We start from the raw sequence: 23,421 nt of genomic DNA on the forward strand, positions 1-23,421 counted from the left end.
GTGAAGCAAGACCGGAAGGACTTGTGGAGCGCTTAGAAGTGAGAATGCCGGTATGAGTAGCGAAAGAGGGGTGAGAATCCCCTCCACCGAATGCCTAAGGTTTCCTGAGGAAGGCTCGTCCGCTCAGGGTTAGTCGGGACCTAAGCCGAGGCCGAAAGGCGTAGGCGATGGATAACAGGTTGATATTCCTGTACCACCTCCTCACCATTTGAGCAATGGGGGGACGCAGGAGGATAGGGTAAGCGCGGTATTGGATATCCGCGTCCAAGCAGTTAGGCTGGGAAATAGGCAAATCCGTTTCCCGTGAAGGCTGAGCTGTGATGGCGAGCGAATTATAGTAGCGAAGTTCCTGATTCCACACTGCCAAGAAAAGCCTCTAGCGAGGTGAGAGGTGCCCGTACCGCAAACCGACACAGGTAGGCGAGGAGAGAATCCTAAGGTGATCGAGAGAACTCTCGTTAAGGAACTCGGCAAAATGACCCCGTAACTTCGGGAGAAGGGGTGCTCTGTTAGGGTGCAAGCCCGAGAGAGCCGCAGTGAATAGGCCCAGGCGACTGTTTAGCAAAAACACAGGTCTCTGCGAAGCCGTAAGGCGAAGTATAGGGGCTGACGCCTGCCCGGTGCTGGAAGGTTAAGAGGAGCGCTTAGCGTAAGCGAAGGTGCGAATTGAAGCCCCAGTAAACGGCGGCCGTAACTATAACGGTCCTAAGGTAGCGAAATTCCTTGTCGGGTAAGTTCCGACCCGCACGAAAGGCGCAACGATCTGGGCACTGTCTCAACGAGAGACTCGGTGAAATTATAGTACCTGTGAAGATGCAGGTTACCCGCGACAGGACGGAAAGACCCCGTGGAGCTTTACTGCAGCCTGATATTGAATGTTGGTACAGCTTGTACAGGATAGGTAGGAGCCTTGGAAACCGGAGCGCCAGCTTCGGTGGAGGCATCGGTGGGATACTACCCTGGCTGTATTGACCTTCTAACCCGCCGCCCTTATCGGGCGGGGAGACAGTGTCAGGTGGGCAGTTTGACTGGGGCGGTCGCCTCCTAAAAGGTAACGGAGGCGCCCAAAGGTTCCCTCAGAATGGTTGGAAATCATTCGCAGAGTGTAAAGGCACAAGGGAGCTTGACTGCGAGACCTACAAGTCGAGCAGGGACGAAAGTCGGGCTTAGTGATCCGGTGGTTCCGCATGGAAGGGCCATCGCTCAACGGATAAAAGCTACCCCGGGGATAACAGGCTTATCTCCCCCAAGAGTCCACATCGACGGGGAGGTTTGGCACCTCGATGTCGGCTCATCGCATCCTGGGGCTGTAGTCGGTCCCAAGGGTTGGGCTGTTCGCCCATTAAAGCGGTACGCGAGCTGGGTTCAGAACGTCGTGAGACAGTTCGGTCCCTATCCGTCGCGGGCGCAGGAAATTTGAGAGGATCTGTCCTTAGTACGAGAGGACCGGGATGGACGCACCGCTGGTGTACCAGTTGTTCTGCCAAGGGCATCGCTGGGTAGCTATGTGCGGACGGGATAAGTGCTGAAAGCATCTAAGCATGAAGCCCCCCTCAAGATGAGATTTCCCATTCCGCAAGGAAGTAAGATCCCTGAAAGATGATCAGGTTGATAGGTCTGAGGTGGAAGTGTGGCGACACATGGAGCTGACAGATACTAATCGATCGAGGACTTAACCTAATTTGAATGTATGCTTCCTGTTATCTAGTTTTGAGAGAACACTCTCAATGGTTTGGTGGCGATAGCGAAGAGGTCACACCCGTTCCCATGCCGAACACGGAAGTTAAGCTCTTCAGCGCCGATGGTAGTCGGGGGTTTCCCCCTGTGAGAGTAGGACGCCGCCAAGCTATTTTAACGGTAAAGGCAGCTCATCATGAGCTGCCTTTTTTGTGTTTATAAGTATTGCTTCAGAAAATTAGAAGCGTAGTAAGGAAATTTGCGTTCCGTGACCTCTAAAAACCGCCGGATCATTACATAATCATCGCTGACATGCTGCGTCAGCAGTTCATACCACCACTCCGTTTCATATCTCGCAATCATTCCGACATTGTACAGGACCAAATAATGAATAATCATTTCCGGAAGATGCAGGAAGTGATCGCGCTGAGAGGGAATATAATATTGATTATTCTCTAAGTGAAACAATAAATTTGGTGAAGACCAAGGTTCCCTGTCTATCGGAGCGGCCTCAAAAACCAAATTCTTATGGTCTTTCCTGACAAAAGACCAATTCAAGTGATGACTGATGTATTCTGCAAAGCGGGTGTCAGACATATTGTAATGAATCACCGCATGTTCAGGCACTGAAATAAGGTTATCTTTCAGCTCTACTTTGGTCAGCCAATTCTTTTTCTCTTGGAAATGGAATACAGCATGCAATTCAGGAATGGCTGTCAGCAATTTTTTCATTGTATACCGTTCTTCCTCAAGACCGGCTATTCCGAATAAGTGTTTCATCACATGAATACATAAACCATTGCGCTGCACCTTCACTTCATCATCCCTAAAAGAGTAATTTTGCTTTTTGCGTTTTCGGGCAGTCACGCCATGTGCGAGTACTGAAGCGTGGCTTGGATAGCTTGGATCTGTGGTCAGAAGACAGGCTTTCAGCAATTGTGACATCCCGTAAAACAACAGAATAGGCTTAATTTCTAAAGGAGAAAGGGATGCCTGCTTATAAAAGGACTCGGCGTGTTTGATGAAGAATATGAAGCGCTCACTGTTTTTAAACGCATACCGTTTTGGTTCTTCCATTCCTCTTTCTGTATAGACTTTATTTAGAAATTTCTGGGAAGATTCTACAGAATAAAATAATGATAACTCTTTCCATTCAAGGTCTCTCATATGTATTTTTAAACCCTTTCCTTTATCTAAATATTTCAACTCTTTTTCGCTTCCTTGACATGCCGTTTTCTAGTTGATAATCTACATATAATATTTTGCCGAAAAGAGGGGGATTTACTAATGTGGGAAAGTAAATTTTCAAAAGAAGGCTTAACGTTCGATGATGTACTGCTCGTACCAGCTCAATCAGACGTACTTCCGCGTGATGTGGATTTGTCTGTTGAACTGACAAAAACGTTAAAGCTTAATATTCCTGTCATCAGTGCAGGAATGGATACAGTAACAGAATCAGCAATGGCGATTGCGATGGCCAGACAAGGCGGCTTGGGCATTATTCATAAAAACATGTCCATCGAACAGCAGGCTGAACATGTTGACAAAGTCAAACGTTCTGAACGGGGCGTTATTACAAATCCCTTCTTTTTAACACCTGATCATCAAGTATTCGATGCGGAGCATTTGATGGGGAAATACAGAATTTCCGGTGTTCCGATCGTAGATAATAAAGACGATCAAAAGCTGGTCGGTATCATTACAAACCGCGATCTTCGCTTTATCTCTGATTATTCAATGAAAATCAGTGATGTTATGACAAAAGAAGAGCTGGTTACGGCTCCTGTGGGAACCACATTAGACGAAGCGGAAAAAATCTTGCAGAAGCATAAAATTGAAAAACTTCCATTAGTGGATGACCAAAACAAATTAAAAGGTCTTATCACGATCAAAGATATTGAAAAGGTTATCGAATTCCCGAATTCATCTAAAGATGAACACGGACGCCTGATCGTCGGCGCTGCGGTAGGCGTGACAGGTGATACAATGACTCGTGTCAGCAAGCTTGTTGAAGCGAATGTCGACGTTATCGTGGTTGATACGGCTCACGGACATTCCAGAGGCGTACTGAACACAGTTGCGAAAATCCGTGAGACATATCCTGAATTGAACATTATCGCAGGAAATGTTGCTACGGCTGAAGCGACAAAGGCTTTGATTGAAGCCGGAGCAAACATTGTAAAAGTGGGAATCGGACCTGGATCTATCTGTACGACACGCGTCGTTGCAGGCGTAGGTGTACCGCAAATCACTGCGATTTATGATTGTGCCACTGAAGCGAGAAAACACGGCGCAACAATTATCGCGGACGGCGGTATTAAATTCTCCGGAGATATTACGAAAGCATTGGCATCCGGCGGACATGCTGTCATGCTTGGAAGCCTGCTTGCCGGTACTTCAGAAAGCCCGGGCGAAACTGAAATCTATCAAGGCAGAAGATTTAAAGTGTATCGCGGTATGGGTTCTGTCGCTGCCATGGAAAAAGGCAGTAAAGACCGATATTTCCAAGAAGAAAATAAGAAATTCGTCCCTGAAGGTATCGAAGGACGGACTCCGTACAAAGGTCCTGTAGAAGAAACAGTGTATCAGCTTGTCGGCGGTCTTCGTTCAGGTATGGGATATTGCGGTTCAAAAGACTTGCGCGCTTTAAGAGAAGAAGCTCAATTTATCCGTATGACAGGAGCAGGTCTTCGCGAAAGCCATCCGCATGATGTCCAAATCACGAAGGAATCACCAAACTACACAATCTCATAATTGTTACAAATAAAAAACATTTGACAGGGTCGCTGACTCTGTCTATTTTTTTTATATCGAGTGTGATAAAATTTATAATGTTGTGTTTTGAAGTTGAATATGTCCTTAACGGCTTAATTATAGATTTAAAATGAATGACGGAGGTCGTAAGATTGAACATCACGAAATGGAAACAGATGTTGGTGTCATTAGTGGTACTGGCACTGACCGCAACTTGCTTTGTTCCGATGTCTAAAGCGGAAGCAGCCGGCAATGACCCGATTGATGTCAATGCATCAGCTGCGATAATGATTGAGGCTTCATCGGGGAAAATTTTATACAGTAAAAATGCAGACAAAAGATTGCCGATTGCCAGCATGACAAAAATGATGACTGAATATCTGCTTCTGGAAGCCATTAAAGAAGGAAAAGTGAAATGGGACCAAACGTATACTCCTGATGATTATGTCTATGAAATCTCTCAAGACAACAGTTTATCAAACGTCCCTCTCCGGAAAGACGGCAAATACACAGTCAAAGAACTGTACCAAGCTATGGCGATTTACTCTGCTAACGGAGCCGCGATCGCTGTTGCCGAAATTCTTGCCGGAACTGAAACAAAATTTGTCGCCAAAATGAATGCGAAAGCCAAAGAACTAGGCATGACAAACTATGACTTTAAAAATTCCACCGGTCTTGTGAATGAAGACCTTCACGGCAAACAGCCGCAAGGGGAAGGCGTTAAAGAAGAGAGTGAAGTTTCTGCTAAAGACATGGCGCTTCTTGCAGACCGCCTGATCACTGATTATCCGGAAGTTCTGAAAACAACAAGCATTGCTAAGACGAAATTCAGAGCGGGCACAGATGATGAAATGGACATGCCGAACTGGAACTTCATGTTAAAAGGCCTTGTTTCTGAATATCCCGGCGTTGACGGCTTAAAAACAGGTTCTACTGATTCTGCGGGATCTTGTTTTACAAGCACCGCACAGCGGAACGGAATGCGGGTCATCACCGTTGTATTAAACGCAAAAGGCAACCTGCATACCGGACGTTTTGATGAAACCAAAAAAATGCTCGATTACGCATTTAACAGCAATTTCTCAATGAAAGATCTTTACCCTGAAGGCTCTCAAGTAAAAGGGCACAAAACGATTGACGTTGACAAAGGGAAAGACAAGCAAGTCGATATTGTTACTGATAAGGCACTTTCTATTCCTGTGAAAAGCGGGGATGAAAAGAACTATAAAGCTGAAGTGACTTTAGATAAAAAAGAAATCACGGCACCTGTGAAAAAAGGGACGAAAGTCGGAACGCTGACAGTTACATACAAAGGCAGTGACAAAGACTACGGCTTCCTCAAATCCAAAGAGTTCAGCGTGAATCTTGTAACGAAAAATGATGTAGATAAAGCAAACTGGTTTGTTCAGATGATGCGCGGCATCGGAGGCTTCTTCTCCGGAATCTGGAACAGTGCCGTTGATACGGTAACAGGCTGGTTTTAAGAAATAAGAAAGAGCTCTGATGAAAGTTAGGGCTCTTTTGCTTAATATACTGAAAAAACCAAATTGTTAGTAAAAAAATGATATCTATCTCTTTCATCTCGCTGTAAAATGAGAATATCCATATGAAATATTGTATTTCTGGGATACAATAAGAGATAGAAATTATCTAATCATACATTGACTAGGGGGACCAAATAATGGCTCAAACAGGTACTGACCGTGTAAAACGCGGAATGGCGGAAATGCAAAAAGGCGGCGTCATCATGGACGTTGTAAATGCTGAACAAGCGAAGATTGCCGAAGAGGCGGGAGCTGTTGCCGTAATGGCGTTAGAACGTGTTCCGGCTGATATTCGCGCTGCCGGCGGTGTTGCCCGCATGGCTGACCCGACGATCGTTGAAGAAGTAATGAATGCTGTATCCATTCCCGTAATGGCAAAAGCGCGTATCGGACATATCGTTGAAGCGCGTGTCCTTGAAGCAATGGGAGTAGATTATATCGATGAAAGTGAAGTCCTGACTCCTGCTGACGAAGAATTTCATTTAAATAAAAATGAATATACTGTTCCGTTCGTATGTGGATGCCGTGATCTTGGCGAAGCAACGCGCCGTATCGCTGAAGGAGCGTCCATGCTTCGTACAAAAGGCGAACCGGGAACAGGAAACATTGTGGAAGCTGTCCGCCATATGAGAAAAGTAAACGCGCAAGTGCGCAAAGTTGTGGCGATGAGCAATGATGAGCTGATGACTGAAGCTAAAAACCTCGGTGCTCCTTATGAACTGCTTCTTCAAATTAAGCGTGACGGCAAATTGCCTGTTGTCAACTTTGCTGCCGGCGGAGTGGCGACGCCTGCTGATGCGGCATTGATGATACAGCTTGGCGCTGATGGCGTATTTGTCGGTTCAGGTATTTTCAAATCGGACAATCCTGCTAAATTCGCTAAAGCAATTGTTGAAGCAACGACTCACTACACAGATTACAAACTGATTGCTGAGCTTTCTAAAGAATTGGGCACAGCAATGAAAGGAATCGAAATCTCAAATCTATTGCCGGAACAGCGTATGCAAGAACGCGGCTGGTAAAACCATAGGAGAGCTGGAAGCATGTTAACAATTGGTGTACTTGGACTTCAAGGAGCAGTAAGAGAACATATTCGTTCAATTGAAGCATGTGGTTCAAAAGGTGTCGTGATTAAGCGTCCTGAACAGCTGAATGACATCGACGGCTTAATCCTGCCGGGCGGGGAAAGCACGACTATGCGGCGTTTAATGGATACGTATCATTTTATGGAGCCGCTTCGCGAGTTTGCCGCCCAGGGAAAACCGATGTTCGGCACATGCGCCGGTCTGATTATCTTAGCCAAAGAGATTGCGGGAACGGATAATGCTCATTTAGGGCTGTTCAACGTTGTTGTCGAGCGTAATTCTTTTGGCCGTCAGGTCGACAGCTTTGAGGCTGATCTAACGATTAAAGGCCTTGATGAGCCGTTTACTGGTGTATTTATTCGCGCGCCGCATATTTTAGAAGCCGGAGAAGATGTTGAAGTGCTTTGTGAACATAACGGACGCATCGTGGCTGCAAAACAAGGCCATTTCCTCGGCTGCTCGTTCCATCCTGAATTGACGGATGATCACCGAGTGACAGAGCTGTTTGTGAAAATGGCGGAAAAGCATAAGCAGGAAACAGCTGTATAAAACAGTTGAAAACCGCTGATACTTATAGTACATTATAAACACAAATAAAGATCGAAAAGCGTTGACAGGAAGCAGTAGGAAGCCCCTCTTTCAAAGAGAGCCGATGGGTGGTGCGAATCGGTGAAAGATGCTCTCCGAATCCGTCCTTGAGCGAAATGCTGAAAACAAGTAGGCATTTACGGGAAAACCGTTATGGGTTAAAGCGGGAAGCAAGTGTGAGCTTGTTTTCAATCAGGGTGGCAACGCGAGAGCTCTCGTCCCTTTTAGGGGATGAGGGCTCTTTTTTATTTTCGATAAAAACAGATAGGAGTTGTTAGGCATGATTGACACGAAGGTGCTGAGAGCCAATTTTCAAGAAGTAAAAGCGAAGCTCATTCCAAAAGGCGAAGACTTATCTGACTTTGATAAGTTTGAAGAGCTTGATGAAAAAAGAAGAGAGCTTATCGGGAAAGTAGAAGAGCTGAAGGGAAAACGCAATGAAGTTTCTCAGCAGGTCGCCGTTTTGAAGCGGGAGAAAAAAGACGCTGATCATATTATTAAAGAGATGCGTGAAGTAGGCGAAGAAATTAAGAAGCTTGATGAAGAGCTTCGCACGATTGAAACGACACTCGAAACCATCCTTCTGTCTATTCCGAACATCCCGCACGATTCAGTGCCTGTCGGGGAAACAGAAGATGATAACATTGAAATTCGCAAGTGGGGAGAGGCACCGGCATTTTCTTATGAGCCGAAACCGCATTGGGATATCGCTGACCACCTGAACATTCTTGATTTTGAACGCGCTTCAAAAGTAACGGGAAGCCGGTTTGTGTTTTATAAAGGATTAGGGGCCCGTCTCGAACGCGCACTCTACAACTTTATGCTCGATCTTCACGTTGACGAATATCATTACACGGAAGTCATTCCTCCTTATATGGTAAACCGTACGAGCATGACAGGTACGGGGCAGCTTCCTAAATTTGAAGAGGATGCTTTTAAAATCAGGGAAGAGGATTATTTCTTAATTCCGACGGCGGAAGTGCCGATTACAAATATGCATCGCGATGAAATCTTATCCGATGATGCATTGCCGATCAATTATGCGGCGTTCAGCGCTTGCTTCCGTTCAGAAGCGGGATCTGCCGGCCGTGATACACGCGGTTTGATCCGCCAGCATCAATTCAACAAGGTTGAGCTTGTGAAATTCGTGAAGCCGGAAGATTCTTATGAGGAGCTTGAGAAATTGACAAATCAAGCTGAGCGGGTGCTTCAGCTGCTCGAACTTCCGTATCGTGTCATGAGCATGTGTACCGGTGATCTGGGCTTTACAGCTGCGAAAAAGTACGATATTGAGGTATGGATTCCAAGCCAAGACACATACCGTGAAATTTCTTCTTGCAGCAACTTTGAAGCGTTCCAGGCAAGACGAGCAAACATTCGATTCAGACGCGAAGCGAAAGGCAAGCCTGAGCATGTGCATACGTTAAACGGTTCAGGTCTGGCAGTCGGCAGAACAGTAGCTGCCATCTTGGAAAACTACCAGCAGGAAGACGGAAGTGTCGTCATTCCGGAAGTGCTTCGTCCTTATATGGGAAATAAAGAAGTCATCAAACCGTAAAAGGTGCGCCCTAGAGGCGCGCCTTTTTTGCTGTTTGGTATAAAGCGGCGACATTCCGGGCTGTGCTTTCAAGGTTAAAACGGCCTGATTCTAAAGCATCTTCAAGACTTACAGCGCCAGGCACGATAGAAAACACAGCGGTGATTCCTCTGTTGTATACATGTTCAAAGTCTTTGCCTAAGGAACCCGCCAATGCGATAACGGGAATTTCTTGAGCGGATGCGCGTGCGGCGATTCCCGCGGGGGTTTTGCCGAATATCGTTTGTCCGTCAATCTGTCCCTCTCCGGTGATTACAAGGTCAGCGCCTTTTATCTGATCTGAAAAGGACAGTGTATCTAATACAACGTCGATACCTCTTTGAAGTTCTGCTTGTAAGAAGGCAATCAGTCCTGCCCCTAAACCTCCTGCGGCACCCGCACCTTTTACAGAATCCGCTTCAATATCGTGTTGCCGTCTCAATACATCAGCGAAATGGCGCAAATTGCTATCCAATACCATTTTTGTCTCCTCGGACGCCCCTTTTTGCGGGCCAAAGACATATGACGCCCCATTTTCGCCGGTCAGGGGATTTTCGACATCGCAGGCGGCACGAATACGAATGTGCTTCAGGTCAGGGGAGAGACCGCTTATATCAATAGAAGCCAGGGTGTGCAAAGAGCATCCGCCGTCAGGTATCTCCTGACCTTCCTCATTTAAGAAACGCACACCGAGCGCACTCGCCATTCCTGTCCCGGCGTCATTGGTGGCGCTTCCCCCAAGACCGATTATGATCTCACTCGCCCCGCGGGAAGCTGCATCTGCTATCAGTTCACCCGTTCCTCTTGTGGTCGTGTTCAACGGATCTCTGAGATGACGGGGAACGAGATGGAGTCCCGAAGCTTCCGCCATTTCAATGACTGCCGTGCGCCCGTCTCCCAGAAGTCCGTATGCGGCAATTACCGGTGTTCCCAGCGGGCCGGTCACAGTTTTTTTGATAATGCTTCCGCCGGTGGCATCCGTTAAAGCCTGAACGGTTCCTTCTCCGCCGTCAGCCACGGGTATCTTGATATATTCCGCGTCAGGGAAGACCGCTTTGAATCCTTTCTCGATGCTGTCGGCGGCTTCTTTTGATGTCATGCTTTCTTTAAAAGAATCCGGTGCAATTATGACTTTCATTGTGTTCTCCACCTTTATGAGCAGGTTTATCTATTTCAATCTATTCTTGGTTTTCACTGTTTTTCCTGCCCGTATGACATACTGAGGTTGATTTGGAGACAAGACTTTTGTATGATAGTAAAGCTGACGGAAAAGCCGTTTAAGAAAAGAAATAAAAAAATATGAAAAAGCGCTTGACTGAAATTTAGGTCATGTGGTATATTATTAAATGTCGATACGGAGGAATACCCAAGTCCGGCTGAAGGGATCGGTCTTGAAAACCGACAGGGGTGTCAAAGCCCGCGGGGGTTCGAATCCCTCTTCCTCCGCCATATTGATTTTAAACCTAATGAAACTCGAGCATATATTGGAGATTGTTTTGTCCGCTGCATTTGATGCAGCGGATTTTTTATATGCAAAAAAGCGATTTTCTCTTTTGGGGAAAATCGCTTTATTATTTTTATTTCTTTCTGTTTTCATTGATCACGTGACTGATTTTTTCGATCAAAGGTTCCAGTGACTGTTCATCAGCTTCAAGATCATAATCTTCAATGCGTACTTTCAGCACAGGGCAGGCGTTAAAACCGCTGATCCAGTCCTCGTACCGCGTATACATCTCTTCCCAATAGGCACGGTTGGTCTGCAGCTCCATCTCACGGCCCCGCTTTTCAATCCGCTCTATAATGTTTTCAAGATCGCCTTCTAAATAGATCAAAACATCAGGATGCGGGAAGTATGGCGTCATGACCATGGCCTCAAAAAGGCTTGTGTATGTTTTGTAATCTGTCAGCGACATGGTTCCTTTATCGGCATGCATTTTTGCGAATATGCCTGTATCTTCATAAATCGAACGGTCCTGCACGAATCCTCCGCCTGATTCAAACATGTTTTTCTGCTCCTTGAACCGCTCGGCCAGAAAATAAATTTGCAAATGAAAGCTCCAGCGTTCAAAGTCATGATAAAACTTCTCTAAATAAGGGTTTTCATCCACTTCTTCAAGTGAGGTATTAAACCCGAGGCGTTTTGCTAAAGCTTTGGTTAAAGTCGATTTTCCGACTCCTACCGTTCCCGCTACTGTTATAATGGCGTTGTTTGGAATGTGAATATCTTTCATTTAATAAGCTCCTTTACCTGACGGGCAATTCTTTCATAGTCTGTCTTATTCAAAACAAAGTCTTCAGTATCACCATCAATAGTCAGTACAGATATATCCGGATCTTCTTCCTGAAGCTGTCTGATGGCGGTATCGTAATCTGCAATGAGACGTTCCAGATATTGATGTTCGATATTTTTCTCAAACGGGCGCCCGCGTTTTTCGATGCGTTGAAGCAATGTCGGCAGGCTTGCCTTTATGTATACAATGACATTCGGCTTCGGCAAGTCGTGAGTGAGCAGATGATAAATCTGCTTATATTTCTCAAGCTTTTGTCCGTGCAATGTGCGTTCTGCGAAAATAACATTTTTATAAATATGATAATCGGACAAAACGGGCTGTCCTTGTTTTAAATAATCCCGATCAGTGTCTTCAAGCTGTTTATACCTGTGACAGAGAAAAAACATTTCAAGCTGAAAACTCCACTCCTCGATATTATCATAGAACTTATCGAGATACGGGTTGTCTTCCACAATCTCATTAATCATAGGAAAACCGAGCTCTTCAGAAAGCATAGAAGCGAGTGTCGTTTTTCCTGCCCCGATAGGACCTTCTACCGCGATAAAAGGGGCTCTGTTCATTGAAAATCCTCCTTAATTCTGCAAACATCCGTCAGCTGCCGGCCTTTATATTGTATCACACTCTCAGAAACGCCCATGAAAAAAAGACGCTTCCAATTAACGAAACGTCTCTTTCACAATATGGAATTGATCTCCGAGCAAAAGCCAGTTTTGCGGGAAGGAGAGGCCGAGTTTCCAATAGCTGATTCCTCTTAAATGAAGTTCTTTAATTAAATTAAATTTCGCCTGAATGGAGCGGGCGTCTTCAAACCATACTTCATGCTGTTTCTGATTTTCAGCCGTGTATCGAAAGAAGGGAGCCTGGGCGGTTTCGTTATATTGAATGTCGACTTTATAGCGTGCGGCCAGAGCGATCGCCTGCTGAGGACTGACGGCTTTCGCTGTCGTTCCCTGTTTAAAAGGCAGTGTCCAATCGTAGCCGTACATGTTCTGTCCCATGACGATTTTGGAAGAAGGCATTTCTGTCAGCGCGTACTCAATGACATTCCTTACAGGGCCGATTGGTGATACGGCCTGAGCCGGGCCTCCGCTGTACCCCCACTCATATGTCATGATCACGACAAAATCGACGATTTCTCCATGTGCCCTATAGTCATGTGCTTCATACCATTTGCCGGCCTGGGTCGCACTCGTTTTCGGAGCAAGCGCCGTTGAAATCTTCCAGCCTTCCCGATGAAAAATCGTTCTCGCTTCACGTAAAAAACGATTGTAGGCTTCTCTGTCCTGAGGACGCAAATATTCGAAATCAAAATGAATATCGCGGAAGCCGTGCTTTTTGGCCGTGGAGACGATTTCCTGAAAGAGCTTTGTTTTCACCGTATTATCATTTAAGATGAGCCGCCCGAGTTCATCGCTGAATGCGTCATTTTCAAGGTTGGTGATGATCATCATCAATGTGGTGTTGTGCCTGTCGGCGATACTTTTTAAATTGGTCAGGGGCGGTTCTTTTAAAGTCCCGTTCCGCTGCACCTGAAAACTGAATGCGCCGAGGTATGTTAAATAAGGTGAGGCCTCTCTTGCTGCCTGCTGCAGATTAGCGCTTACGCTCGTTCCCCGCGGTTCTATATATGCATTTGATTCGATATCGGGCTTATTCGTCTGCTCCGGAATATACAGGCGGGTCCCGACTTGCACTGTGGAGCTGAGCTGAATTCCGTTCACCCTCGCAAGCTCCGCGGCCGATATATGAAAACGGCCGGCGATTGCCGCAAGAGTATCGCCTTGTCTCACCTCGTAATATTGTCCCTCGATCGGAATGACAAGGGTTTGTCCGACAACCAATGTATTGGGATTAGGCAGTTTATTTGCTTCCGCAATGACATTTGCGGCAATCCGGTAGCGCGCCGCAATAGCAGAAAGTGTGTCGCCCCGTTTCACTACATAAATCTGAATGAAAAACGCCTCCTTTCATATCCGCTATCAAATGTATGAAAAAAGGAGGCTGATCATGTTTATTTTTCGGAGGTAATTTGTTTTTCGGTGGTTATTTCCGCGAAGAGTACATTTTCCATCATGGTCAAAGCGAAATCATTGTCTTCGTCGTTATTGGAAGCGGTGCAGTCTTTCGGGATGGCAATGCTGTATTCCCGCATATAAGCGTCGTTAGCCGTGAACAGCACGCAAATATTACCGGCAATCCCCGTGATCATTAATTGATTCACTTTTAATTCGGTCAGAAGGGTGTGAAGCGCCGTTTCGTAAAATGCGGAATGCTTCGGTTTAATCAGAAAATAATCATCCGGCTGAGGTGAAATATCTTCTATAATGTCGGCGCTTATGTCATTGCTGCATTCCTCCCTGATGGCATCAATATCAGCCTTCCAAAGCCCGTAATGATCATTAATATAAATAATCGGCCAGTTGTTTTGTTTTGCATGCTTCTTTAATGATAAAATACGGGGGACAATTTGTTTGGTTTTTTCAGCAAGACGTTCGCCCATATCAAATTGAAAATTATTGATCATATCGACAATCAGAAGGGCTGTGTTGTTAGGTTCAGTCAATACCGGCAACTCCTTTCTGCTGAGGTATTCTTATTTTAACCTTTATGAGACATGAAAAAACTTAAGAAGAGAGCTTGAACCGATGAATGATGAATATTATATGAGAGAAGCCATAAAAGAAGCGAAGAAAGCAGAAGCGAAAGGGGAAGTGCCGATCGGAGCCGTCCTTGTTCTGCACGATGAGATCGTGGCGCGGGCGCATAATCTGCGGGAGACGGAACAGCGCTCACTTGCCCACGCGGAAATGCTGGCGATAGACGAAGCGTGCCGCAAGCTGGGAACATGGAGACTTGAGGACGCCGTTCTTTATGTCACTTTAGAGCCGTGCCCGATGTGTGCGGGAGCCGTCGTGCTTTCCAGAGTCGATAAGGTCGTGTTCGGCGCATTTGATCCCAAGGGAGGCTGTACAGGAACGCTGATGAACCTTTTGCAGGAGGAACGGTTCAACCACCAAGCGGAAGTGGTGAGCGGAGTGCTCGAAGAAGAGTGCGGAGAAATGCTCAGCGCTTTTTTCAGAAAGCTGCGCCGGCAAAAGAAAGATAAGAGGAAAAAGTTGTCTGATTAGTACGGTTGCATTTTCTGCCTGAAGCAGATATACTTATGTGTGCATCATAAATGGTGCGCATATAAAAATTTGATATTTATTTTGCCGTGCTAAGCGGGGAGGTAGCGGTGCCCTGTACCCGCAATCCGCTCTAGCGGGGCCGAATCCCTTCTCGAGGTTCGTTTACTGTAAGGCCTGCCTTAAGTAAGTGGCGTTGACGTCTGGGTCCTGCGCAATGGGAATTCATGAACCATGTCAGGTCCGGAAGGAAGCAGCATTAAGTGAAACCTCTCATGTGCCGCAGGGTTGCCTGGGCTGAGCTAACTGCTTAAGTAACGCTTAGGGTAGCGAATCGACAGAAGGTGCACGGTAAATCAATCATCAAATTTCAGACTCACCTGTTTATGGCAGGTGAGTTTTTTCGTATATGAAAAACGGGTTTTGGCGTTAAAAGCCCGTTCATGTATAATAAACATGATGAATAACAGAGGAGGGCGCATCCTGTGGGTTACCAAGCTTTATATCGAGTATTTAGGCCTCAGCAGTTTGAAGATGTGGTCGGACAGGAACACATTACGAAAACGCTGCAAAATGCCCTTTTGCAAAAGAAATTTTCTCATGCATATCTGTTTTCTGGACCACGAGGAACGGGAAAAACCAGTGCAGCTAAAATATTTGCGAAAGCAGTCAACTGTGAGCACGCCCCTGTAGAAGAACCGTGCAATGAATGCGCGGCGTGCAAGGGGATCACAAACGGCTCTATATCAGATGTGATCGAAATAGATGCGGCGTCGAATAACGGCGTAGACGAAATCCGCGACATCCGTGACAAAGTAAAATTCGCCCCGTCGGCCGTCACTTACAAGGTATATATTATAGATGAGGTGCATATGCTCTCTATCGGCGCATTCAACGCGCTTCTGAAAACGCTGGAAGAACCGCCGGCACATTGCATTTTCATATTAGCTACGACTGAGCCTCATAAGATTCCTTTAACCATTATCTCCAGATGTCAGCGTTTTGACTTCAAACGGATTACATCCCAAGCAATTGTCGGACGAATGAAGATAATCGTCGATGCAGAGCAGCTGAAGGTGGAAGAAGGCGCCCTTGATATCATAGCGAGTGCTGCGGACGGGGGAATGAGGGACGCGCTGAGCCTGCTCGATCAAGCCGTATCATTCAGCGGCGATGAGCTGGCGGTGGATGACGCATTGCTCATTACCGGGGCCGTTTCCCAGCACTATATTGGAAAACTGGCATCCGCTCTTCACCGCAAACAGGTTTCCGAGGCGTTGGAAACACTGAATGAATTACTCCAGCAGGGGAAAGATGCGGCCAAACTGATTGAAGATATGATCTTTTATTTCAGGGATATGCTCTTGTACCAGGCTGCTCCCGATTTAGAAGGAGTCCTGGAGAAGGTGAAGGTCGATGAAATGTTCCGGGATCTGAGCGGTGAAATACCGGCCCCCGCTTTATATGAGATGATTGATATCCTGAATAAAAGCCATCAGGAAATGAAGTGGACGAACCACCCAAGAATCTTTTTTGAAGTGGCTGTCGTGAAAATATGCCAGACGGCGCAGCAGTCCGGCGCAGACATCCCTGAGGTCGGCATGCTGATGAATAAGATCCAGCAGCTTGAGCAGGAAGTGGAAAGGCTGAAAACCTCCGGTGTGAAAGTTCAGGCGGAAAGCGCTCCGAAAGAAGCCCCGCGTCCTCAAAAAGGCGGAAAAAGCCATTACAAAGCTCCGGTCGGACGAATCCATGAAATATTGAAGGAAGCCACAAGACCTGACCTTGAACAGCTTAAAAGCAGCTGGGGCAAGCTGCTGGCACACCTGAAACAGCAGAATAAGGTGTCCCATGCGGCTCTTTTGAATGACAGTGAACCGGTGGCCGCTGCCCAGAAGGCATTTGTGCTTAAATTTAAATACGAAATCCATTGTAAAATGGTTGCCGAAGACAATAACGGAGTCCGTACGAATCTTGAACAGATTCTCGAATCAATGCTCGGGAAAAGAATGGATTTGATTGGCGTTCCGGAAGCACAATGGGGTAAAATAAGAGAAGAATTTTTAAATGATCATCAGCAGGAAAGTGAAGGATCAAACGAACCGGCTGAAGAAGATCCGCTTATTGCAGAGGCGAAAAAACTTGTCGGAGCGGATTTAATCGAAATAAAAGACTAATGAGATGAAAGAGAGTGATTGAATATGCGTGGCGGAATGGGAAACATGCAAAAAATGATGAAACAGATGCAAAAAATGCAAAAGGATATGGCTAAGGCTCAGGAGGAGCTTGCTGAAAAAGTGCTTGAAGGCACAGCGGGCGGCGGAATGGTGACTGTAAAGGTTAACGGTCAAAAAGAAGTTGTAGACGTTGCGATTAAAGAAGAAGTTGTTGATCCGGAAGACATCGAAATGCTTCAGGACCTGGTTCTTGCTGCGACAAACGACGCCCTCAAAAAAGTGGATGACATGACGAATGAGACAATGGGACAATTTACAAAAGGAATGAACATACCGGGTTTATTCTAGGGGGATAAATAAACATGCAGTATCCTGAACCAATATCAAAGCTGATTGACAGCTTTATGAAATTGCCAGGGATCGGACCGAAAACAGCGGTTCGTCTGGCTTTTTTTGTTCTAGGTATGAAAGAAGACACAGTATTGGATTTTGCTAAGGCGCTTGTCAATGCGAAGCGGAATCTGACATATTGCTCGATTTGCGGACATATTACAGATCAGGACCCTTGTTATATATGCGAGGATACAAGAAGAGATAAGTCTGTTATTTGTGTCGTGCAGGACCCTAAAGATGTTATTGCAATGGAGAAAATGAAGGAATATAACGGCCAGTATCATGTGCTTCACGGCGCGATTTCTCCAATGGACGGCATCGGCCCGGAGGATATTAAGATTCCGGAACTGCTGAAGCGCCTTCAGGATGACCAAGTGACAGAAGTTATTCTCGCAACCAACCCTAATATTGAAGGGGAAGCAACAGCGATGTATATATCGAGGCTGTTAAAGCCCTCAGGCATCAAGCTCTCCCGTATTGCCCACGGCCTGCCCGTCGGCGGCGATTTGGAATATGCTGATGAGGTCACTCTTTCAAAAGCGCTTGAAGGAAGACGTGAATTGTAAGGGAGGAAATGGCGAGGCATGGGTTTTCTTCGCAGAAATACATTAAGAAAAGAGTTTGACGAAAAGCTGATTGAACAGCTCTTTAAACAAAAGGAAGAATGGAACAGACAGAAGAGTCTGGTCGATAAAAGTCTTGAGCCCTCGGCTGAGGTGCTGTTTGAGCTGAAAGTCGCTGAATCTAAGTATTTTTTTTATTTGAAAGAAGCGAAGCAGCGGAATTTAAAAATGAGCAGGTGGAAGTAAGAGGTCTATTCTCCGGGATCTTCTCATAAGCTTGTACTAAACAAGCGAGGGGGAAGATTCATGGAGCCTTTTTTCATTATCGGTTTAATTGTCGGTCTGGTTGCTTTGCTTTTTTTATGGGGAGTATCTCCAAAGCCAGTAAGATGGATTGGTTTGACTGCCATTAAGTTTATTGCTGGTGCGATTCTTCTGGTGGGTGTGAATTTGTTCGGCGGGAGTCTCGGCATTCATATTCCTGTTAATCTGGTTACAACCGGTGTCAGCGGGATTTTAGGAATCCCCGGCATCGCTGCTTTAATCGTCATTAAACGCTTCATCATTTAATTTGTCGATTATTGTTGACATGATGGATGAAGGGTGATATTCTAATATACGTCGCTGATGACGAAACAGATTCTCGGAAAAAGAATTTAAAAAAGTTATTGACGATGATAACAACGATATGATATAATAATTAAGTCGCTTCGAGAGAAGTGAACAAAGTTCTTTGAAAACTAAACAAGACAAAACGTACCTGTTAATTCAAAGTTTTAAATAAATCGCACAGCGATGTGCGTAGTCAGTCAAACTACTTTATCGGAGAGTTTGATCCTGGCTCAGGACGAACGCTGGCGGCGTGCCTAATACATGCAAGTCGAGCGGACAGATGGGAGCTTGCTCCCTGATGTTAGCGGCGGACGGGTGAGTAACACGTGGGTAACCTGCCTGTAAGACTGGGATAACTCCGGGAAACCGGGGCTAATACCGGATGCTTGTTTGAACCGCATGGTTCAGACATAAAAGGTGGCTTCGGCTACCACTTACAGATGGACCCGCGGCGCATTAGCTAGTTGGTGAGGTAACGGCTCACCAAGGCGACGATGCGTAGCCGACCTGAGAGGGTGATCGGCCACACTGGGACTGAGACACGGCCCAGACTCCTACGGGAGGCAGCAGTAGGGAATCTTCCGCAATGGACGAAAGTCTGACGGAGCAACGCCGCGTGAGTGATGAAGGTTTTCGGATCGTAAAGCTCTGTTGTTAGGGAAGAACAAGTGCCGTTCAAATAGGGCGGCACCTTGACGGTACCTAACCAGAAAGCCACGGCTAACTACGTGCCAGCAGCCGCGGTAATACGTAGGTGGCAAGCGTTGTCCGGAATTATTGGGCGTAAAGGGCTCGCAGGCGGTTTCTTAAGTCTGATGTGAAAGCCCCCGGCTCAACCGGGGAGGGTCATTGGAAACTGGGGAACTTGAGTGCAGAAGAGGAGAGTGGAATTCCACGTGTAGCGGTGAAATGCGTAGAGATGTGGAGGAACACCAGTGGCGAAGGCGACTCTCTGGTCTGTAACTGACGCTGAGGAGCGAAAGCGTGGGGAGCGAACAGGATTAGATACCCTGGTAGTCCACGCCGTAAACGATGAGTGCTAAGTGTTAGGGGGTTTCCGCCCCTTAGTGCTGCAGCTAACGCATTAAGCACTCCGCCTGGGGAGTACGGTCGCAAGACTGAAACTCAAAGGAATTGACGGGGGCCCGCACAAGCGGTGGAGCATGTGGTTTAATTCGAAGCAACGCGAAGAACCTTACCAGGTCTTGACATCCTCTGACAATCCTAGAGATAGGACGTCCCCTTCGGGGGCAGAGTGACAGGTGGTGCATGGTTGTCGTCAGCTCGTGTCGTGAGATGTTGGGTTAAGTCCCGCAACGAGCGCAACCCTTGATCTTAGTTGCCAGCATTCAGTTGGGCACTCTAAGGTGACTGCCGGTGACAAACCGGAGGAAGGTGGGGATGACGTCAAATCATCATGCCCCTTATGACCTGGGCTACACACGTGCTACAATGGGCAGAACAAAGGGCAGCGAAACCGCGAGGTTAAGCCAATCCCACAAATCTGTTCTCAGTTCGGATCGCAGTCTGCAACTCGACTGCGTGAAGCTGGAATCGCTAGTAATCGCGGATCAGCATGCCGCGGTGAATACGTTCCCGGGCCTTGTACACACCGCCCGTCACACCACGAGAGTTTGTAACACCCGAAGTCGGTGAGGTAACCTTTTTGGAGCCAGCCGCCGAAGGTGGGACAGATGATTGGGGTGAAGTCGTAACAAGGTAGCCGTATCGGAAGGTGCGGCTGGATCACCTCCTTTCTAAGGATTTTAACGGAATATAAGACCTTGGGTCTTATAAACAGAACGTTCCCTGTCTTGTTTAGTTTTGAAGGAACTTTGATTCTTTCATATGGTAGATGGGCCTGTAGCTCAGCTGGTTAGAGCGCACGCCTGATAAGCGTGAGGTCGGTGGTTCGAGTCCACTCAGGCCCACCATCTTTACCCAATACGGGGCCTTAGCTCAGCTGGGAGAGCGCCTGCTTTGCACGCAGGAGGTCAGCGGTTCGATCCCGCTAGGCTCCACCAACGTGTTCTTTGAAAACTAGATAACAGAAGTAATTCACATTCAATTGTAATGCAAGATATCACGTAGTGATTCTTTTTAACGGTTAAGTTAGAAAGGGCGCACGGTGGATGCCTTGGCACTAGGAGCCGATGAAGGACGGGACGAACACCGATATGCTTCGGGGAGCTGTAAGCAAGCTTTGATCCGGAGATTTCCGAATGGGGAAACCCACCACTCGTAATGGAGTGGTATCCATATCTGAATACATAGGATATGAGAAGGCAGACCCGGGGAACTGAAACATCTAAGTACCCGGAGGAAGAGAAAGCAAATGCGATTCCCTGAGTAGCGGCGAGCGAAACGGGACCAGCCCAAACCAAGAGGCTTGCCTCTTGGGGTTGTAGGACACTCTGTACGGAGTTACAAAGGAACGAGGTAGATGAAGAGGTCTGGAAAGGCCCGCCATAGGAGGTAACAGCCCTGTAGTCAAAACTTCGTTCTCTCCTGAGTGGATCCTGAGTACGGCGGAACACGTGAAATTCCGTCGGAATCCGGGAGGACCATCTCCCAAGGCTAAATACTCCCTAGTGACCGATAGTGAACCAGTACCGTGAGGGAAAGGTGAAAAGCACCCCGGAAGGGGAGTGAAAGAGATCCTGAAACCGTGTGCCTACAAGTAGTCAGAGCCCGTTAACGGGTGATGGCGTGCCTTTTGTAGAATGAACCGGCGAGTTACGATCCCGTGCAAGGTTAAGCAGAAGATGCGGAGCCGCAGCGAAAGCGAGTCTGAATAGGGCGAATTGAGTACGTGGTCGTAGACCCGAAACCAGGTGATCTACCCATGTCCAGGGTGAAGTTCAGGTAACACTGAATGGAGGCCCGAACCCACGCACGTTGAAAAGTGCGGGGATGAGGTGTGGGTAGGGGTGAAATGCCAATCGAACCTGGAGATAGCTGGTTCTCTCCGAAATAGCTTTAGGGCTAGCCTCAAGGTAAGAGTCTCGGAGGTAGAGCACTGATTGGACTAGGGGCCCCTACCGGGTTACCGAATTCAGTCAAACTCCGAATGCCGATGACTTATCCTTGGGAGTCAGACTGCGAGTGATAAGATCCGTAGTCGAAAGGGAAACAGCCCAGACCGCCAGCTAAGGTCCCAAAGTATACGTTAAGTGGAAAAGGATGTGGAGTTGCTTAGACAACCAGGATGTTGGCTTAGAAGCAGCCATCATTTAAAGAGTGCGTAATAGCTCACTGGTCGAGTGACTCTGCGCCGAAAATGTACCGGGGCTAAACGTATCACCGAAGCTGCGGACTGTTCTTCGAACAGTGGTAGGAGAGCGTTCTAAGGGCTGTGAAGCAAGACCGGAAGGACTTGTGGAGCGCTTAGAAGTGAGAATGCCGGTATGAGTAGCGAAAGAGGGGTGAGAATCCCCTCCACCGAATGCCTAAGGTTTCCTGAGGAAGGCTCGTCCGCTCAGGGTTAGTCGGGACCTAAGCCGAGGCCGAAAGGCGTAGGCGATGGATAACAGGTTGATATTCCTGTACCACCTCCTCACCATTTGAGCAATGGGGGGACGCAGGAGGATAGGGTAAGCGCGGTATTGGATATCCGCGTCCAAGCAGTTAGGCTGGGAAATAGGCAAATCCGTTTCCCGTGAAGGCTGAGCTGTGATGGCGAGCGAATTATAGTAGCGAAGTTCCTGATTCCACACTGCCAAGAAAAGCCTCTAGCGAGGTGAGAGGTGCCCGTACCGCAAACCGACACAGGTAGGCGAGGAGAGAATCCTAAGGTGATCGAGAGAACTCTCGTTAAGGAACTCGGCAAAATGACCCCGTAACTTCGGGAGAAGGGGTGCTCTGTTAGGGTGCAAGCCCGAGAGAGCCGCAGTGAATAGGCCCAGGCGACTGTTTAGCAAAAACACAGGTCTCTGCGAAGCCGTAAGGCGAAGTATAGGGGCTGACGCCTGCCCGGTGCTGGAAGGTTAAGAGGAGCGCTTAGCGTAAGCGAAGGTGCGAATTGAAGCCCCAGTAAACGGCGGCCGTAACTATAACGGTCCTAAGGTAGCGAAATTCCTTGTCGGGTAAGTTCCGACCCGCACGAAAGGCGCAACGATCTGGGCACTGTCTCAACGAGAGACTCGGTGAAATTATAGTACCTGTGAAGATGCAGGTTACCCGCGACAGGACGGAAAGACCCCGTGGAGCTTTACTGCAGCCTGATATTGAATGTTGGTACAGCTTGTACAGGATAGGTAGGAGCCTTGGAAACCGGAGCGCCAGCTTCGGTGGAGGCATCGGTGGGATACTACCCTGGCTGTATTGACCTTCTAACCCGCCGCCCTTATCGGGCGGGGAGACAGTGTCAGGTGGGCAGTTTGACTGGGGCGGTCGCCTCCTAAAAGGTAACGGAGGCGCCCAAAGGTTCCCTCAGAATGGTTGGAAATCATTCGCAGAGTGTAAAGGCACAAGGGAGCTTGACTGCGAGACCTACAAGTCGAGCAGGGACGAAAGTCGGGCTTAGTGATCCGGTGGTTCCGCATGGAAGGGCCATCGCTCAACGGATAAAAGCTACCCCGGGGATAACAGGCTTATCTCCCCCAAGAGTCCACATCGACGGGGAGGTTTGGCACCTCGATGTCGGCTCATCGCATCCTGGGGCTGTAGTCGGTCCCAAGGGTTGGGCTGTTCGCCCATTAAAGCGGTACGCGAGCTGGGTTCAGAACGTCGTGAGACAGTTCGGTCCCTATCCGTCGCGGGCGCAGGAAATTTGAGAGGATCTGTCCTTAGTACGAGAGGACCGGGATGGACGCACCGCTGGTGTACCAGTTGTTCTGCCAAGGGCATCGCTGGGTAGCTATGTGCGGACGGGATAAGTGCTGAAAGCATCTAAGCATGAAGCCCCCCTCAAGATGAGATTTCCCATTCCGCAAGGAAGTAAGATCCCTGAAAGATGATCAGGTTGATAGGTCTGAGGTGGAAGTGTGGCGACACATGGAGCTGACAGATACTAATCGATCGAGGACTTAACCTAA

The 23,421-nt window shown here is 47.4% G+C and carries 17 protein-coding genes, 3 tRNA genes, 4 rRNA genes, 1 other RNA gene and 1 other annotated feature (1 of these 26 cut by a window edge); of the genes, 19 read left to right on the forward strand and 6 right to left on the reverse strand.

Annotation, left to right across the window (positions count from 1 at the left end; genetic code table 11):
- A 23S ribosomal RNA gene (locus ACW5MY_RS00055) occupies positions 1-1,680 on the forward strand; it begins 1,250 nt to the left of the window's first position.
- Positions 1,681-1,731: 51 nt separating this feature from the next.
- Positions 1,732-1,847, forward strand: a 5S ribosomal RNA gene (gene rrf / locus ACW5MY_RS00060).
- A gap of 46 nt (positions 1,848-1,893) precedes the next feature.
- Here rrf and ACW5MY_RS00065 read toward each other — a convergent pair.
- Positions 1,894-2,844: a YaaC family protein gene (locus ACW5MY_RS00065; RefSeq protein ID WP_013350727.1), complete on the reverse strand. Its 951-nt coding sequence runs from the start codon at positions 2,842-2,844 to the stop codon at positions 1,894-1,896.
- 120 nt (positions 2,845-2,964) lie between these two features.
- Between ACW5MY_RS00065 and guaB the strand changes: the two genes are divergently transcribed.
- From guaB to serS, 5 genes are all read left to right on the forward strand, one after another.
- Positions 2,965-4,431 carry an IMP dehydrogenase gene (gene guaB, locus ACW5MY_RS00070; RefSeq protein ID WP_003150717.1) on the forward strand — a complete coding sequence of 489 codons (1,467 nt, stop codon included), beginning with the start codon at positions 2,965-2,967 and terminating at the stop codon, positions 4,429-4,431.
- Between the two features lie 152 nt (positions 4,432-4,583).
- Positions 4,584-5,915 carry a D-alanyl-D-alanine carboxypeptidase gene (gene dacA / locus ACW5MY_RS00075; RefSeq protein ID WP_013350728.1) on the forward strand — a complete coding sequence of 444 codons (1,332 nt, stop codon included), beginning with the start codon at positions 4,584-4,586 and terminating at the stop codon, positions 5,913-5,915.
- Positions 5,916-6,112: 197 nt separating this feature from the next.
- Positions 6,113-6,997 carry a pyridoxal 5'-phosphate synthase lyase subunit PdxS gene (gene pdxS / locus ACW5MY_RS00080; RefSeq protein WP_289394066.1) on the forward strand — a complete coding sequence of 295 codons (885 nt, stop codon included), beginning with the start codon at positions 6,113-6,115 and terminating at the stop codon, positions 6,995-6,997.
- Between the two features lie 21 nt (positions 6,998-7,018).
- The gene (gene pdxT, locus ACW5MY_RS00085) at positions 7,019-7,609 is read left to right on the forward strand and encodes a pyridoxal 5'-phosphate synthase glutaminase subunit PdxT (protein WP_289394067.1); all 591 of its coding nucleotides are present in this window, start codon (positions 7,019-7,021) and stop codon (positions 7,607-7,609) included.
- Between the two features lie 52 nt (positions 7,610-7,661).
- Positions 7,662-7,874 (forward strand) — a binding site (T-box leader).
- A gap of 54 nt (positions 7,875-7,928) precedes the next feature.
- The gene (serS, locus tag ACW5MY_RS00090; RefSeq protein WP_061573663.1) at positions 7,929-9,206 is read left to right on the forward strand and encodes a serine--tRNA ligase; all 1,278 of its coding nucleotides are present in this window, start codon (positions 7,929-7,931) and stop codon (positions 9,204-9,206) included.
- 10 nt (positions 9,207-9,216) lie between these two features.
- Here the strand turns inward: serS and ACW5MY_RS00095 are convergent, their stop codons facing one another.
- Positions 9,217-10,362: a glycerate kinase gene (locus tag ACW5MY_RS00095; protein ID WP_289394068.1), complete on the reverse strand. Its 1,146-nt coding sequence runs from the start codon at positions 10,360-10,362 to the stop codon at positions 9,217-9,219.
- Between the two features lie 218 nt (positions 10,363-10,580).
- Here ACW5MY_RS00095 and ACW5MY_RS00100 point away from each other — a divergent pair.
- Positions 10,581-10,673: transfer RNA gene (locus ACW5MY_RS00100), tRNA-Ser, on the forward strand.
- A 128-nt stretch (positions 10,674-10,801) separates the two neighbouring features.
- Here ACW5MY_RS00100 and dck read toward each other — a convergent pair.
- The 4 genes from dck to ACW5MY_RS00120 form a co-directional block, all read right to left on the reverse strand.
- The gene (gene dck, locus ACW5MY_RS00105; RefSeq protein WP_013350733.1) at positions 10,802-11,455 is read right to left on the reverse strand and encodes a deoxyadenosine/deoxycytidine kinase; all 654 of its coding nucleotides are present in this window, start codon (positions 11,453-11,455) and stop codon (positions 10,802-10,804) included.
- Complete coding sequence (locus tag ACW5MY_RS00110) at positions 11,452-12,075, reverse strand: deoxynucleoside kinase (RefSeq protein WP_013350734.1); 624 nt, start codon at positions 12,073-12,075, stop codon at positions 11,452-11,454. The genes dck and ACW5MY_RS00110 overlap by 4 nt, the downstream gene beginning before the upstream one ends.
- Before the next feature lie 96 nt (positions 12,076-12,171).
- Complete coding sequence (locus ACW5MY_RS00115) at positions 12,172-13,461, reverse strand: glycoside hydrolase family 18 protein (RefSeq protein ID WP_172800824.1); 1,290 nt, start codon at positions 13,459-13,461, stop codon at positions 12,172-12,174.
- 65 nt (positions 13,462-13,526) lie between these two features.
- Positions 13,527-14,078 carry a cysteine hydrolase family protein gene (locus tag ACW5MY_RS00120; RefSeq protein WP_013350736.1) on the reverse strand — a complete coding sequence of 184 codons (552 nt, stop codon included), beginning with the start codon at positions 14,076-14,078 and terminating at the stop codon, positions 13,527-13,529.
- 82 nt (positions 14,079-14,160) lie between these two features.
- Between ACW5MY_RS00120 and tadA the strand changes: the two genes are divergently transcribed.
- The 11 genes from tadA (at position 14,161) to ACW5MY_RS00175 (ending at position 23,420) form a co-directional block, all read left to right on the forward strand.
- Positions 14,161-14,643, forward strand: a complete 483-nt coding sequence (gene tadA, locus ACW5MY_RS00125; protein WP_013350737.1) for a tRNA adenosine(34) deaminase TadA — start codon at positions 14,161-14,163, stop codon at positions 14,641-14,643.
- Between the two features lie 84 nt (positions 14,644-14,727).
- Positions 14,728-14,992, forward strand: an RNA gene (ffs, locus tag ACW5MY_RS00130) — signal recognition particle sRNA large type.
- 133 nt (positions 14,993-15,125) lie between these two features.
- Positions 15,126-16,817, forward strand: coding sequence for a DNA polymerase III subunit gamma/tau (dnaX, locus tag ACW5MY_RS00135; RefSeq protein WP_013350738.1), 1,692 nt, complete (start codon positions 15,126-15,128; stop codon positions 16,815-16,817).
- Between the two features lie 24 nt (positions 16,818-16,841).
- Positions 16,842-17,165 carry a YbaB/EbfC family nucleoid-associated protein gene (locus tag ACW5MY_RS00140; protein ID WP_003150700.1) on the forward strand — a complete coding sequence of 108 codons (324 nt, stop codon included), beginning with the start codon at positions 16,842-16,844 and terminating at the stop codon, positions 17,163-17,165.
- 14 nt (positions 17,166-17,179) lie between these two features.
- On the forward strand, positions 17,180-17,776 hold the full coding sequence (gene recR / locus ACW5MY_RS00145) for a recombination protein RecR (RefSeq protein ID WP_003150697.1): 597 nt from the start codon (positions 17,180-17,182) through the stop codon (positions 17,774-17,776).
- 18 nt (positions 17,777-17,794) lie between these two features.
- Positions 17,795-18,019, forward strand: coding sequence for a YaaL family protein (locus ACW5MY_RS00150; protein ID WP_013350739.1), 225 nt, complete (start codon positions 17,795-17,797; stop codon positions 18,017-18,019).
- A gap of 60 nt (positions 18,020-18,079) precedes the next feature.
- The gene (locus tag ACW5MY_RS00155; RefSeq protein ID WP_013350740.1) at positions 18,080-18,343 is read left to right on the forward strand and encodes a pro-sigmaK processing inhibitor BofA family protein; all 264 of its coding nucleotides are present in this window, start codon (positions 18,080-18,082) and stop codon (positions 18,341-18,343) included.
- Between the two features lie 249 nt (positions 18,344-18,592).
- A 16S ribosomal RNA gene (locus ACW5MY_RS00160) occupies positions 18,593-20,142 on the forward strand.
- Between the two features lie 100 nt (positions 20,143-20,242).
- Positions 20,243-20,319: transfer RNA gene (locus ACW5MY_RS00165), tRNA-Ile, on the forward strand.
- A 14-nt stretch (positions 20,320-20,333) separates the two neighbouring features.
- Positions 20,334-20,409: transfer RNA gene (locus tag ACW5MY_RS00170), tRNA-Ala, on the forward strand.
- Between the two features lie 81 nt (positions 20,410-20,490).
- Positions 20,491-23,420: ribosomal RNA gene (locus ACW5MY_RS00175) — 23S ribosomal RNA — on the forward strand.
- Together the 16S and 23S rRNA genes with 2 tRNA genes alongside form the textbook arrangement of a ribosomal RNA operon.
- The last annotated feature ends 1 nt before the right edge of the window (position 23,421 follow it).

Source organism: Bacillus sp. Bwzl_19, from assembly GCF_054900515.1.

What these genes read in the sequence shown, in the direction of transcription:
- ACW5MY_RS00110 (WP_013350734.1), bottom strand. Translation starts at nt 12,075, where the DNA reads ATGAACAGAGCCCCTTTTATCGCGGTAGAAGGTCCTATCGGGGCAGGA.
- ACW5MY_RS00150 (WP_013350739.1), top strand. Translation starts at nt 17,795, where the DNA reads ATGGGTTTTCTTCGCAGAAATACATTAAGAAAAGAGTTTGACGAAAAG.
- pdxS (WP_289394066.1), top strand. Translation starts at nt 6,113, where the DNA reads ATGGCTCAAACAGGTACTGACCGTGTAAAACGCGGAATGGCGGAAATG.
- dck (WP_013350733.1), bottom strand. Translation starts at nt 11,455, where the DNA reads ATGAAAGATATTCACATTCCAAACAACGCCATTATAACAGTAGCGGGA.
- ACW5MY_RS00155 (WP_013350740.1), top strand. Translation starts at nt 18,080, where the DNA reads ATGGAGCCTTTTTTCATTATCGGTTTAATTGTCGGTCTGGTTGCTTTG.
- pdxT (WP_289394067.1), top strand. Translation starts at nt 7,019, where the DNA reads ATGTTAACAATTGGTGTACTTGGACTTCAAGGAGCAGTAAGAGAACAT.
- tadA (WP_013350737.1), top strand. Translation starts at nt 14,161, where the DNA reads ATGAATGATGAATATTATATGAGAGAAGCCATAAAAGAAGCGAAGAAA.
- recR (WP_003150697.1), top strand. Translation starts at nt 17,180, where the DNA reads ATGCAGTATCCTGAACCAATATCAAAGCTGATTGACAGCTTTATGAAA.
- serS (WP_061573663.1), top strand. Translation starts at nt 7,929, where the DNA reads ATGATTGACACGAAGGTGCTGAGAGCCAATTTTCAAGAAGTAAAAGCG.
- ACW5MY_RS00140 (WP_003150700.1), top strand. Translation starts at nt 16,842, where the DNA reads ATGCGTGGCGGAATGGGAAACATGCAAAAAATGATGAAACAGATGCAA.
- ACW5MY_RS00095 (WP_289394068.1), bottom strand. Translation starts at nt 10,362, where the DNA reads ATGAAAGTCATAATTGCACCGGATTCTTTTAAAGAAAGCATGACATCA.
- ACW5MY_RS00065 (WP_013350727.1), bottom strand. Translation starts at nt 2,844, where the DNA reads ATGAGAGACCTTGAATGGAAAGAGTTATCATTATTTTATTCTGTAGAA.
- guaB (WP_003150717.1), top strand. Translation starts at nt 2,965, where the DNA reads ATGTGGGAAAGTAAATTTTCAAAAGAAGGCTTAACGTTCGATGATGTA.